Source organism: Pseudomonas sp. GW821-FHT09E12 (assembly GCF_059416085.1).
The window spans coordinates 665561-678254 of record NZ_JBWKOM010000003.1 but is presented as its reverse complement, the minus strand read 5'-3'; the positions used below and the strand labels follow the sequence as shown (position 1 = coordinate 678254).

The following is a 12694-nucleotide window of genomic DNA, read 5'->3' as shown; positions in this document are numbered from 1 at the left end:
ATAATTCTCGATATCATTCGCGACCTTTCTGCCCGGCAGTACTTGCGAAGGATTTTCATGTCTCGCTTCAAGCCCGACCCCACCTCGGCGGACCCCGTCCGCGGGTTCTATGCGGACATCCTGCATTACCTGCGTAAACGCACGGACAACGCCTGCGATGCGGCGGACATGACCCAGGACGTCTTCACCCAATGGCTCGATTACCGCGACCGGGCCAAGGTCGAACAACCCCGCGCCTTTCTGTTCCAGATGGCGCGCAACCTGCTGCGCGATCACTGGCGCCGGCAGAAGGTCAGGCACAAGGTGCACCACGAACCGCATGCAGCAGAACCCGAGCCACTGGCCGATGAACACCACGAGCCTCTGCCCGCGGCCCAGCGCCTGCAACGCCTGGAGCGCTTGAAGAGCGTGCTCGCCGAACTCTCGCCGCGCCGCCGCGAAGCCCTTATGCTGCACCGCTTCGAAGGCCTGAGCCAGGCACAGATCGCCGAACGCATGGGCATCTCCCTGAGCATGGTGGAAAAACACGTCGCCTTTGCCCTGCTGCACTGCAAGCAGCGCCTGGAGCAGGAACACGGCAAGGAGCAAGCCCAATGACCCGCCACAGCGACACCGACGAGATCGACAGCATCGACGCCCAGGCGGCCGTCTGGTTCACCCACAATCGCGACGATCGCAGCCAGGCCACGCGCGAAGCCTTTGCGGCCTGGTCCCGCGAGCCGGCCCATGCCCGGGCCTATGCCGAGTTCGAGCGCTTGTGGGCCGAGCTGGCCGAACTCGAACCACTGAACCAACCAACGCCGCTGCCGGTGCGCAAAAAGCCGCGCTGGCGCCCGGCCCTGGCGGTGGCCGCCGCGTTGGTCTGCGCGCTGCTGGCCATCGAGCTGGGCGCCCCGCCGGCGATCCATTCGCAACAGATCGCCGCGCAGAGCACGGGCATGCGCAGTTTCAACCTGCCCGATGGCAGCACCCTGTACGTCAACGCCAACACCCGCCTGCGCATCGACTTCAGCGCGCAGCAGCGCAACCTCTACCTGGACCAGGGCCAGCTGTACCTGGAAGTGGCCGCCGACAAGGAACGGCCGCTGTGGGTGCATGCAGGCAACGCCCAGGTGCGGGTGGTCGGCACCGGCTTCGATGTGCGCCGCGGCGAGAAACAACTGGTGGTCAGCGTCGCCCACGGCCAGGTGGCGTTCGTTCCCGACGCGCAGAAGCCCGATTCGCTGCTGCTCGGCGCCCGCCAGCGCGGCATCTATGACTACGCCAGCGGCACCCTGCGGGAACAGGCGGTGAACCTCGATGAGGTCGCCGACTGGCGCGGCGGCCACCTGGCCTTTCGCAATCGCGACCTGGCCAGCCTGGTGGACGAGCTGAACCTCTATCGCCGCCAGCCGGTGTTGCTGGCCGATGGCGCGCTGGGCAACTTCAAGGTCTCGGGCAACCTCGATGTGCAGGACCCGGACGCCCTGATCAAGGCCCTGCCGGCGCTGATCCCGGTGAAAACCGTGGCCCTGGCCGACGGCCGCGTGCGTATCGAAGCCCGACGCTGAAACCCATATGCGAATATTTTGCATTCGCATATGAGGTTTTATTTTGCTGACGCGTCTTCCTCCGGTCTGCGTTGTTTACGCACACCTTTTCTGGCCTTTGTCGCCGCTCCGGGGGATTTCATGTTTCGCGCGCCTTATCACTTGCAGCTCATCTGTTCGCGTCCGACCCTGCTCGCCACCTGCCTGGCGTTCAGCCTGCAGGCCCAGGCCCAGGTTCAAGTCGAATCGTTCAACTTTGCCCTGCCCGCCCAACCGCTGGCGGCCTCGCTGAGCCAGGTGGCGCAGCAGGCGAAGATCCAGTTGCTGTTCGACGAAGAGTTGCTGCGCAACGTGAAGGCCCCGGCGCTGAAGGGCGATTTCAGCCCCGAGGCGGCGATCCAGCAATTGCTGGGCGGCAGCGAGTTCAGCCTGGTCAAGGTCGACAAGACCTACGTGGTGCGCCCCGCGGAAAACAGCAGCACCCGCAGTTCGGCGCTGCAACTGGGGGCCATGAGCGTCATCGGCAGCGGCCTGGAAGTGGACTCCGCCACGGTCGGCCGCTCGACCCTGAACCAGGCCGAGATCGATCGCCACCAGGCCACCAACATTCCCAGCCTGATCGCCACCCTGCCCGGCGTCAGCCTCGGCGGCTCGCTCAAGCCCGGCGGCCAGACCATCAACATCTGGGGCCTGGGCGACGCCGAAGACGTGCCGATGAGCGTCGACGGCGCGACCAAGAGCGGCTTCGAACGCTACCAGCAGGGTTCGATCTTCATCGAGCCGGAACTGATCAAGCGCATCGAAGTGGAAAAGGGCCCGCACTCGCCCGAGACCGGCAACGGCGGTTTCGGCGGCACCGTGCACATGGAGACCAAGGACGCCCCCGACCTGCTGCAGGAAGGCCGCGACAGCGGCGCCATGCTCAAGTACGGCTACAGCAGCAACAGCCATGAGCAGGCCTACACCGGCGCGGTGTACGGACGTACCGAGGACCGGCGTTTCGATGCCCTGGCCTACTGGACCAAACGCGACGGCGACGACATGAAGCTGGCCAGCGCCCAGCCGGACCCGCGCAACGCCTACCCGATCAACCCCAAGCGCCTGCCCAACACCGCCCAGGACCTGGACGGCGAGCTGTTCAAGCTGAACATGCAACTGACCGACGAACATCGTCTGGGCTTGAGCTACATGCGTTCCAACAGCGACATCTGGGCGCCCTTCTCGGCCAAGAGCTACCCGACGCCACCGACCCAGAGCGATATCGACAAATACGGCTACGACGGCGCCACCCGGCGCTTCCTGGCCCAGCGCAATACCGTCGACACCACCTGGCAGGCCAAGTACCAGTACACGCCGCTGGACAACCCGTGGATCGACTTCGAGGCCAAGTACTCCGATTCCAAGACCGACCAGACCGACGAGCGCGGCCCGAACGCCTACACCCAGCCCGCCTCCGGTGGACGCAAGATCACCGTGGGTTACGAGGACAGGATCCTCTCGCTGAAAAACACCAGCCGCTTCAACACCGGCCCGCTGGAACATGCCCTGACCCATGGCATCCAGATCCGCAAGCACACCCGCGAGGTGGACATGTGGATGCCGGGCAAGACCTATGAGGTGCCCAAGTACAACAACGGGCATTACCAGCCGGGCTTCATGCCCCATGGCAAGGTCGACAACAACGCCTTCTATATCCAGGACGCGATCACCCTGGGCGACTTCACCCTGACCCCGTCCCTGCGCTACGACCATGTGCGCAACCGTGGGCAGAAAAACGACGCGCCGATCTATAACAGCCCCAACCCGGTGGTCGGCCACGATTATGGCGACAAGACCTACACTGGCTGGTCGCCACGGCTGTCGGCGTTCTGGACGGTCACCCCGCAATTCGCCCTGTTCGCCGACTACAGCAAGACCTGGCGCGCGCCAGTGATCGACGAGCAGTACGAAGTCCAGGCGCCGGGCACCACCCGCTCGGCCACCAGCCGCGACCTCGACCCGGAGCGCATCACCGCGTTGCGCGCCGGTAACATCACCAGCTTCGCCAATGTGTTCAGCGATGCCGATAGCGTGCAGATCCGCACCACCGTGTTCCGCAATGAGATCAAGGACGAAATCATGAAGAACCTGGGGATCGGCTGCCCCGAGCAACTGAGCAGCGGCAAGAACATCGGCCAGGTGTGCAACCAGCCGACGATCGGGGTCTACCGCAATATCGGCGACCTGACCATCAAGGGCTTCGAGGTCGAGAGCTTCTACGATTCGACCTACCTGTTCGGCTCGCTGTCCTACTCCTGGATCACCGGCAAGCATGAAGGCGCCTACACCAATCCCTGGGGGCCGAATGTCTGGGCGCGGGACATTCCGCCGCGCAAGTGGGTCGCCACCCTGGGGGTGAAAATCCCGCAGTGGGATGCACAGGTGGGTTGGCAGGGCCAGTGGGTACGCCAGACCGACCGCGTGCCGAGCGACGTCTACCCGAGCGGCCCGGCCAGCGCCTTGGGCGACTCCTACTGGGACCAGTACGAGAACGACCGCTACAACGTGCAGGGCCTGTTCGCCAACTGGAAACCGCAGCAGCCGTACCTCAAGGGCACGGAAGTCAACTTCACCCTGGACAACATGTTCAACCGCGATTACCGCCCGCCCCTGAGCGGCGAAAACGCCTCCAGCCTTGGGCGTAACGCCAAGATCAGCGTGACCCGGTTCTTCTGAACCGGGTGCGCTGCCCCTATAACCGCTGTAACCGCTGTAATCCCTGCAATCGCTGTAACCCCTGTAGCCGCTGCCGAGCCTGCGAGGCTGCGATCGACCCGAAGGGGCGCGGCGATCTCGCGACCGTCTGAGGTCCTGCGGACCTATCGCAGCCTCGCAGGCTCGGCAGCGGCTACAGGTATTGGTCAGGGAGAGGTGCTGGACGGAGAAGAAGTTTCGCTTTGTTTTGTAAGGTATTTCCTAGAAAATCCCCAACGCCTTTGAGCGCCTTGTACCCCTCAAACCGATCAGGCAGTCTGCCTGGGCCGCTGCAAAAACAGCGGCCCGGATGTGGAAGTCCGGATCTGAAGAACGTGCAATTCGCTCAATACGAACACCAGTGATTTTCGGTCCTGGTGAGCTCGTTTTATGGCGGCTGTACGTGGGGCACCCTCGGGTGCGCCGGTTCTTCAGTCCGGTCTTCCACACCCACGTACGGCTGCCACCTCTCATGTGGAAGTGAGATCCGGCGGTTCCTTGAACGACTGGAGAAATCACCTCATGAAAAAGCTCGTCCCCGATCCACCCCTGCAATCCCCTCGTAAACTGCGCGACCCGGAACTGGATCGCGCCAACGCCAGCCTGATCGCCACCTTGCAAGGCACGCGCCGCCGCCCCTTTGGCCTGCGCGATGGCCAGGGCCATCCCCTGTTCGCCGTGCAGCCCGGCGTCAATGCCGAAGACGCGCTGATGCACGTGTCCCTGCTGCTCAAATGCGCCGAGGAGGTGTCCGATGAAATCACCGAACGCGCCAGCGGCATCGAACGCGGGCTGATCTGGTCCATGGTGCATTCGGTGGAAATGGCTCGGGCAGTGGTGGATGCCCTGCTCGATGGCACCCGCCCGACCTCTTGATATGAAACGAATCCTGTAGCCGCTGCCGAGCCCCAGCGAGGCTGCGATCGGGGCACAGCCCCGTAAAACCTGACAACGCGGTATGTCTGATACGTGGCGTTGCCTGGCTTGGCGCCCGCTACGCGGGCGATCGCAGCCTCGCAGGCTCGGCAGCGGCTACAGGGTGCAGGGTGCAGGGTGCGGGGTTATTTGGTGGCGCTGCGCACCACGCTGAGTTCCGGCGTGGCGCTGCGGCGCTGGCTCAGGTAGCGGGTGCAGCTGACCCGCAGGAACGAGGCGAAATTCACCACTTCGCCGCGGTAGTCCATCACCTCTTCGTAGAGCTTGGCGATCAGCTGGTTGGTGGTCATGCCATCGACCTCGGCGATTTCGCTGAGGATGTCCCAGAACTGGTTTTCCAGGCGCAGGGTGGTGACCACCCCGCAGATGCGCAGCGAGCGCGAACGGGACTCGTAGAGGATCGGGTCGGCTTTGACGTAGAGCTCGCACATGCTGGGCGCTCCTCGGTTGAAGGTAGGATGATGGCGCTGCTTCCTGACAGAAAAGCAGCGCCGGCAAGCCATCCGTTTACAGGGTGATTTGGGTGCCCAGCAGGCCGAGGAAACCGGCCAGCCAACTGGGGTGCGCCGGCCAGGCCGGGGCCGTCGCCAGATTGCCTTGGACGTGGCTGTCCGTCACGGGGATATCGATGTAGGTACCGCCGGCCAGGCGCACTTCCGGGGCACAGGCCGGGTAGGCACTGCACTCGCGGCCTTCGAGAATGCCCGCCGCGGCCAGCAGCTGGGCGCCGTGGCAGACGGCGGCGATCGGCTTGCCGGCCTGGTCGAAGGCTTGCACCAGTTGCAGGACTTTTTCGTTCAACCGCAGGTATTCCGGGGCACGACCGCCGGGGATCAGCAGCGCGTCGTAATCGGCGGCCTCGACCTTGGCGAAGTCAAAATTCAGGGCGAACTGATGGCCCGGTTTTTCGCTATAGGTCTGGTCGCCTTCGAAGTCGTGGATCGCGGTGCGCACGGTCTGCCCGGCCTTTTTGTCCGGGCACACCGCATGCACGGTGTGGCCGACCATCAGCAGCGCCTGGAACGGCACCATCACTTCGTAGTCCTCGACGTAATCGCCGACCAGCATGAGGATTTTTTTCGCGGCCATGGAGATGACTCCTCTTCAAGGGAAAACAGGAGTATTCAAGGTAGTCCCTATCCGCGGGGCCGGGTAATAACCCGGTACTACGCCAGTAATGCTGCCGGGCATTGCGTCATCGTTTTTCGTGGGCAAGCCTCGCTCCTACGGCAGCAGGCAACCCTCAGCCCAGGTAGCCGTCGGCCCGCAGCAGGGTTTCCAGGCAGTGCTCGCTGATGTGGTAGAACGCCTTGAGCTCGCCGATCTTCGCCAGCAGCTGGGTCGGGTCCTGGGGCTCGGCGCGTTTGACCGCGAGGATCATCTTGTTTTTGTTGGTGTGTTCCAGGGAGATGAACTCGAAGACCTTGGTCTCGTAGCCGCAGGCTTCGAGGAACAGCGCGCGCAGGCTGTCGGTGACCATCTCCGCCTGCTGGCCCAGGTGCAGGCCGTATTGCAGCATCGGCTTGAGCAGCGCCGGGCTCTGCATCTGCGGGCGGATCTGCTTGTGGCAGCACGGCGAGCACATGATGATCGCCGCGCCGGAACGAATGCCGGTGTGGATCGCGTAGTCGGTGGCGATATCGCAGGCATGCAGGGCGATCATCACATCCAGCTCGCTCGGCGCCACGCTGCGCACGTCGCCACACTTGAACTCCAGGCCCTGATGGTCGAGGCGCGCCGCCGCGGCGTTGCACAGGGTCACCATGTCTTCGCGCAGCTCCACGCCGGTCACCTGCCCTTGCGCCTGCAAGGTGTTGCACAGGTAGTCGTGGATGGCGAAGGTCAGGTAGCCCTTGCCGGAGCCGAAGTCCGCCACCCGCACCGGCTGTTGCAGATCGATCGGCGACGAACTCAGCGCATGGCTGAAAACCTCGATGAACTTGTTGATCTGCTTCCACTTGCGCGACATCGCCGGGATCAGTTCGTGCTGCTTGTTGGTCACCCCCAGGTCGGTGAGGAAGGGCCGGCTCAGCTCCAGGTAGCGGTTCTTCTCGCGGTTGTGCTCGGCGGACGGCACTTCGCGCTGCTGCTGGGCCTTGCCCTTGAACAGCGAGCTTTTGCCCTTCTTGCTGTATTCGAGCTGCACCTCATCGGTGAGCGACAGCAGGTGCGCGTTCTTGAACGACGCCGGCAGCAGCCCGGCGATCAGCGCCACGCCTTCATCGAGGGGGAAGTTCTTGGTGATGTCGCGGGTCTTGTAGCGGTAGACGAGGGACAGGCACGGCTGCTCCTTGACCGTCAGTTGCTTGATGATCAGCCGCTGCAAATCCGCCTCGGCCCCCACATGCTTGGCCAGCACCAGTTTGATAAAGGCGTTCTGCGCCAGGCTGGTTTCCAGCAATTCGAGAAACTGGGCGTGATGATCCGGCGCGAGGCTGGCGGGGGTTGCGGTTGCAGACATGTAAAAGGTGCCTCGGGCGATGCGGGGTGTGAATCGGGGAATGGCGGGTATTTTAGGGGGGATGGCCCGCCGGGGCACGGAGTTATTTACCCGACGGCGCAGAATTCCAGGCGATGGGGCCTCCTGTAGCCGCTGCCGAAGGCTGCGCAAGGTCCGCAGGACCTCCAGCGATCTTCAGAACGCCACGGCCTTGCGGCCGATCGCAGCCTGCGGCAGCGGCTACAGGGACGGGGGAAATCAGGCCAGGACCACCAGGCGGTTGGGCAGTTCGTTGCGCACATGGGTCACCGGCACATGCACCTTGAGCAGTTCGCCGCAGGCCTCGATGCAGTTGATGAAGCCTTGCAGGGTCTGCCCCTGCTTCACCTGCTGGGTGAAAGCCTGGACGATGGCGTCCCAGGTCTTGTCGTCGAGGCGCCTGGAAATGCCCTCGTCCACCAGGATTTCCACATAGCGCTCGGCTTCGCAGACGAAGATCAGCATCCCGGTGCTGCCGACGGTGTGGTGCAGGTTCTGTTCGAGAAACTGGCGGCGGGCCAGGTTCGAGGCGCGCCAGTGGCGTACCGAGCGCGGAATCAGGCGGGTGGTGATCCGCGGGATGCGAAACACTAGGCAGAGCACGATAAAGGTCACCCATTGCACCAGCAGCAACAGGTGCATGCTCATCCAGCCGGTGGCGTAATGCACCACGCCCGGCACGATCAGCGCCAGCAGGCTGGCCCAGAGCAACGGGATATAGGCGTAGTCGTCGGCGCGGGCGGCCAGCACGGTGACCAGTTCGGCATCGGTCTGCTGTTCGACCCGGGCGATCGCCTCGGCGACCTGCCGTTGTTCGTACTCACTCAGTAGTGCCATGTCTTCCCATACTCATCGATTATTGTTAGTCACCAGCCGCCTGACGATCCGCCGCCGCCAAAACTACCACCGCCGCCGCTGAAGCCCCCACCGCCTCCGCCGCCAAAGCCTCCGCCACCCAAACCGCCCCCGCCGAAGCCTCCGGAACCGCCACGCCCGCCGCCACCGCTGGGCAGGATGCCGAGCAGTTGGCAGACGAAGATCGTCACGATAAACAACAGCACCAGGAACACCAGGACGCCGGGATGCCGCTCGAAAAACTCACTGCCGCGCTCGCCGCCACCGTCATAGGCAGCGCTCGGCTCGTCCAGCGGATTGCCGCCCAGCACCAGCAACATGGCCGATACGCCATCGCTGATGCCCTTGCTGAAATGGCCGGCCTTGAAGGCCGGGGTGATGACCTGGTTGATGATCACCGAACTTTGCGCGTCGGTCAGGCGATCTTCCAGGCCGTAACCGACTTCGATGCGCAGCTTGCGATCATCGCGGGCGACGATCAACAAGGCGCCGTTGTTCTTGTCCTTCTGGCCGATGCCCCAGTAGCGCCCCAGCTGATAGCCGAAGTCCTCGATGCTGGTGCCTTGCAGGTCCGGCAGGGTCACGACCACCACCTGCTCGCCGGTGGACTGTTCGTGGGAGGCCAGCTCCTGGGTCAGTTGCTGGCGCACCGCCGGCTCGATCATCTGGGCGTTGTCCACCACCCGCCCACTCAGCGCCGGGAACTTCAGCTCGGCCTGGGCCGTTATCGCAAACACCCAGAGCAACAGCACCACACCCACTCTCAACACGCGCATTGGAACCTCATCCGTGGTAACGCCGGGGCGGATCCCGCGGCCGCTCACGCGATCCGCGGGTAGCCGCGGCTGATCAGAACTTCACTTCTGGGGCTTTGTCGGCGTCGGGGCTGGTGGCCTCGAAGGTCTCGCGCACCGGCAGGTTGCTGTACATCACGCTGTGCCACAGGCGGCCGGGGAAGGTACGGATCTCGGTGTTGTACTTCTGCACCGCGAGGATGAAATCGCGACGCGCCACGGCGATGCGGTTCTCGGTGCCTTCGAGCTGCGACTGCAGGGCCAGGAAGTTCTGGTTGGCCTTGAGGTCCGGATACCGCTCGGACACCACCATCAAACGGCTCAAGGCGCCGGTCAGCTGGTCCTGGGCCTGCTGGAACTGCTTGAGTTTTTCCGGGTTGTCCAGGGTGCTGGCATCGACTTGGATCGACGTCGCCTTGGCCCGCGCCTCGATCACCGCGGTCAGGGTCTCCTGTTCGTGCTTGGCGTAGCCCTTGACCGTTTCCACCAGGTTGGGGATCAGGTCGGCGCGACGCTGGTACTGGTTCTGGACCTGACCCCAGGCCGCCTTGGCCTGTTCGTCGAGGGTCGGGATGTTGTTGATCCCGCAGCCGCTGAGCAGGCTGCTGAGCAGCAGCAATGCCATCACGGGCCAGCTTGAGCGAAGGCTCTGTCGTACGTTCATGGTGGTGACGCTCCTTGCAACCTAGGGGATGGAACCTGTAACCCTTTGAATCGAGTGCATCGGGCATAATCTGCCGCCACCACTGGATTGCATCGGGCCAATCGGCTAAAAGATGCCCAGCGCGAAAAAGAGTTCAGAAGTGTGCTGCATTTATCCGAACAACAATAGTCGTTCCTTTATTAGCCGCTCTCCCAATTTTCGGCCGCTCGACGCGTACTGATCGCGTCTGTTTTAGGCCCTAGAGAACAATATTCATGAAGAAGCTGTGTTTGCTGGGTTTGCTGATCAGCCTGGCCAGTCACCCTGCCCTCGCCGCCACCACGCCGGTATCGGCCCAGGAAAAACCCTTTTCGGACGCGGTCCTGCAGAACAAGGACGCTTTCATCGACAACCTGCTCAAGCAGATGACCCTGGATGAAAAGATCGGCCAGTTGCGCCTGATCAGCATCGGTCCGGAAATGCCCCGCGAGCTGATCCGCAAGGAAATCGCCGCCGGGCGCATCGGCGGCACCTTCAACTCCATCTCCCGCCCGGAAAACCGGCCGATGCAGGACGCGGCCATGCGCAGCCGGCTGAAGATCCCGATGTTCTTCGCCTATGACGTGATCCACGGCCACCGCACGATCTTCCCGATCCCCCTGGCCCTGGCGTCGAGCTGGGACATGGATGCCATCGGCCGCTCCGGGCGCATCGCCGCCCAGGAAGCCAGCGCCGACAGCCTGGACATCACCTTCGCGCCAATGGTCGACATCTCCCGCGACCCACGCTGGGGCCGCACCTCCGAAGGCTTCGGCGAAGACACCTACCTGGTCTCGCGCATCGCCAAGGTCATGGTCAAGGCCTACCAGGGCGACAGCCCGAAGAACGCCGACAGCATCATGGCCAGCGTCAAGCACTTCGCCCTGTACGGCGCGGTGGAAGGCGGTCGCGACTACAACGTCGTCGACATGAGCCCGGTGAAGATGTACCAGGACTACCTGCCGCCCTACCGCGCCGCGATCGACGCCGGTGCCGGCGGGGTGATGGTGGCGCTGAACTCGATCAATGGCGTGCCGGCCACCTCCAACACCTGGCTGATGAACGACCTGCTGCGCAAGGAGTGGGGCTTCAAGGGCCTGGCGGTGAGCGACCACGGCGCCATCGTCGAACTGATGCGCCACGGCGTCGCCAAGGACGGCCGCGAAGCCGCCAAGCTGGCGATCAAGGCCGGCATCGACATGAGCATGAACGACTCGCTGTACGCCAAGGAACTGCCGGGGCTGATCAAGTCCGGCGACGTCAGCCAGCGCGACCTGGACAACGCCGTGCGCGAAGTGCTGGCCGCCAAGTACGACATGGGCCTGTTCGCCAACCCGTACCTGCGTATCGGCAAGGCCGAGCAGGACCCGGCCGACACCAACGCCGAAAGCCGCCTGCACCGCAGCGATGCCCGCGATGTGGCGCGCCGCAGCCTGGTGCTGCTGAAGAACGCCAATGAAACCCTGCCGCTGAAAAAGGCCGGCAAGATCGCCCTGGTCGGTCCGCTGGCCAAGGCGCCGATCGACATGATGGGCAGTTGGGCCGCCGCCGGCGTGCCGGCGCAATCGGTCACCCTGTTCGACGGCATGAGCCGCGCCCTGGGCGACCAGGCACAACTGATCTACGCCCGTGGCTCGAACATCACCGCCGACAAGGCGGTGGTCGACTACCTGAACTTCCTCAACTTCGATGCCCCGGAAGTGGTGGACGACCCGCGCCCGGCCCAACAGTTGATCGACGAAGCGGTGAAGGCCGCGCAGCAGGCTGACGTGGTGGTGGCGGCGGTGGGCGAATCGCGGGGCATGTCCCACGAATCCTCCAGCCGTACCGACCTGTACATCCCGGCCAGCCAACGCGAGCTGATCAAGGCTCTCAAGGCCACCGGCAAACCGCTGGTGCTGGTATTGATGAACGGCCGGCCGCTGGCGCTGCTCGATGAGAACGAACAGGCCGACGCGATCCTGGAAACCTGGTTCAGCGGCACCGAAGGCGGCAACGCCATCGCCGACGTGCTGTTCGGCGACTACAACCCGTCCGGCAAGCTGCCGATCACCTTCCCGCGTTCGGTGGGGCAGATCCCGACCTACTACAACCACCTGACCATTGGCCGGCCGTTCACCCCGGGCAAACCAGGCAACTACACCTCGCAGTATTTCGACGACACCACCGGTCCCCTGTTTCCGTTCGGTTATGGCCTGAGCTACACCACCTTCAGCCTGTCGGACATGGCCCTGTCGTCGACCACGTTGAACAAGAGCGGCAAGCTCGACGCCAGCGTGACCCTGAAAAACACCGGCAAGCGCGACGGTGAAACCGTGGTGCAGCTGTATATCCAGGATGTCGCCGGCTCCATGATCCGCCCGATCAAGGAACTGAAAAACTTCCAGAAAGTGCAGCTCAAGGCCGGCGAACAGAAGGTGATCCACTTCAGCATCAGCGAAGACGACCTGAAGTTCTACAACGCCCAGCTCAAGTACGCCGCGGAACCGGGCGAGTTCAAGGTCGAGATCGGCCTGGACTCCCGGGACGTCAAGCAACAGAGCTTCGAACTGCTGTAACCCTCCCCCTCGGCCTCGCTCCTGCCCCCCCATGTAGGAGCGAGGCTTGCCCGCGATAGCGATTCTCCTGATACACCGCGTTGCCTGGATCGCCAGCAAGCTTGGCTCCTACAGAAGCCAAAGCTGGG

At 63.7% G+C, this 12694-nt stretch carries 11 protein-coding genes; 5 read left to right on the top strand and 6 right to left on the bottom strand.

Annotation, left to right across the window (positions count from 1 at the left end):
• The first annotated feature begins 57 nt into the window (after positions 1-57).
• The 4 genes from AC07PQ_RS11670 (at position 58) to AC07PQ_RS11655 (ending at position 5138) form a co-directional block, all read left to right on the top strand.
• Positions 58-597 carry an RNA polymerase sigma factor gene (locus AC07PQ_RS11670; RefSeq protein ID WP_493185530.1) on the top strand — a complete coding sequence of 180 codons (540 nt, stop codon included), beginning with the start codon at positions 58-60 and terminating at the stop codon, positions 595-597.
• Positions 594-1550, top strand: coding sequence for a FecR family protein (locus tag AC07PQ_RS11665; RefSeq protein WP_493185529.1), 957 nt, complete (start codon positions 594-596; stop codon positions 1548-1550). The genes AC07PQ_RS11670 and AC07PQ_RS11665 overlap by 4 nt, the downstream gene beginning before the upstream one ends.
• A gap of 120 nt (positions 1551-1670) precedes the next feature.
• Positions 1671-4244 (top strand): TonB-dependent receptor, encoded by a 2574-nt coding sequence (locus tag AC07PQ_RS11660; RefSeq protein ID WP_493185528.1) that lies wholly within the window; start codon positions 1671-1673, stop codon positions 4242-4244.
• A gap of 540 nt (positions 4245-4784) precedes the next feature.
• On the top strand, positions 4785-5138 hold the full coding sequence (locus tag AC07PQ_RS11655) for a DUF6124 family protein (RefSeq protein WP_007927423.1): 354 nt from the start codon (positions 4785-4787) through the stop codon (positions 5136-5138).
• A gap of 185 nt (positions 5139-5323) precedes the next feature.
• Here AC07PQ_RS11655 and AC07PQ_RS11650 read toward each other — a convergent pair whose 3' ends face one another.
• From AC07PQ_RS11650 to AC07PQ_RS11625, 6 genes are all read right to left on the bottom strand, one after another.
• Entirely contained in the window at positions 5324-5629 is a 306-nt protein-coding gene (locus AC07PQ_RS11650) for a ribbon-helix-helix domain-containing protein (protein WP_009042529.1), read from the bottom strand.
• Between the two features lie 76 nt (positions 5630-5705).
• Positions 5706-6287 carry a DJ-1/PfpI family protein gene (locus AC07PQ_RS11645; RefSeq protein WP_007927432.1) on the bottom strand — a complete coding sequence of 194 codons (582 nt, stop codon included), beginning with the start codon at positions 6285-6287 and terminating at the stop codon, positions 5706-5708.
• A gap of 154 nt (positions 6288-6441) precedes the next feature.
• Complete coding sequence (locus AC07PQ_RS11640) at positions 6442-7659, bottom strand: class I SAM-dependent methyltransferase (protein WP_493185527.1); 1218 nt, start codon at positions 7657-7659, stop codon at positions 6442-6444.
• Between the two features lie 237 nt (positions 7660-7896).
• Positions 7897-8514, bottom strand: a complete 618-nt coding sequence (locus AC07PQ_RS11635) for a TPM domain-containing protein (protein ID WP_007927435.1) — start codon at positions 8512-8514, stop codon at positions 7897-7899.
• Positions 8515-8543: 29 nt separating this feature from the next.
• Positions 8544-9308 carry a TPM domain-containing protein gene (locus AC07PQ_RS11630; protein ID WP_493185526.1) on the bottom strand — a complete coding sequence of 255 codons (765 nt, stop codon included), beginning with the start codon at positions 9306-9308 and terminating at the stop codon, positions 8544-8546.
• A 73-nt stretch (positions 9309-9381) separates the two neighbouring features.
• Entirely contained in the window at positions 9382-9990 is a 609-nt protein-coding gene (locus AC07PQ_RS11625) for a LemA family protein (RefSeq protein WP_063428781.1), read from the bottom strand.
• A 254-nt stretch (positions 9991-10244) separates the two neighbouring features.
• On the opposite strand from AC07PQ_RS11625, the gene bglX reads away from it, so the two are divergent.
• Entirely contained in the window at positions 10245-12566 is a 2322-nt protein-coding gene (gene bglX / locus AC07PQ_RS11620; protein ID WP_493185525.1) for a beta-glucosidase BglX, read from the top strand.
• Positions 12567-12694 lie beyond the last annotated feature (128 nt).

Bases quoted from the DNA above. Each gene is read 5' to 3' on its own strand.
- AC07PQ_RS11670 (WP_493185530.1), top strand. From the start codon at position 58: ATGTCTCGCTTCAAGCCCGACCCCACCTCGGCGGACCCCGTCCGCGGG.
- AC07PQ_RS11665 (WP_493185529.1), top strand. From the start codon at position 594: ATGACCCGCCACAGCGACACCGACGAGATCGACAGCATCGACGCCCAG.
- AC07PQ_RS11660 (WP_493185528.1), top strand. From the start codon at position 1,671: ATGTTTCGCGCGCCTTATCACTTGCAGCTCATCTGTTCGCGTCCGACC.
- AC07PQ_RS11655 (WP_007927423.1), top strand. From the start codon at position 4,785: ATGAAAAAGCTCGTCCCCGATCCACCCCTGCAATCCCCTCGTAAACTG.
- AC07PQ_RS11650 (WP_009042529.1), bottom strand. From the start codon at position 5,629: ATGTGCGAGCTCTACGTCAAAGCCGACCCGATCCTCTACGAGTCCCGT.
- AC07PQ_RS11645 (WP_007927432.1), bottom strand. From the start codon at position 6,287: ATGGCCGCGAAAAAAATCCTCATGCTGGTCGGCGATTACGTCGAGGAC.
- AC07PQ_RS11640 (WP_493185527.1), bottom strand. From the start codon at position 7,659: ATGTCTGCAACCGCAACCCCCGCCAGCCTCGCGCCGGATCATCACGCC.
- AC07PQ_RS11635 (WP_007927435.1), bottom strand. From the start codon at position 8,514: ATGGCACTACTGAGTGAGTACGAACAACGGCAGGTCGCCGAGGCGATC.
- AC07PQ_RS11630 (WP_493185526.1), bottom strand. From the start codon at position 9,308: ATGCGCGTGTTGAGAGTGGGTGTGGTGCTGTTGCTCTGGGTGTTTGCG.
- AC07PQ_RS11625 (WP_063428781.1), bottom strand. From the start codon at position 9,990: ATGAACGTACGACAGAGCCTTCGCTCAAGCTGGCCCGTGATGGCATTG.
- bglX (WP_493185525.1), top strand. From the start codon at position 10,245: ATGAAGAAGCTGTGTTTGCTGGGTTTGCTGATCAGCCTGGCCAGTCAC.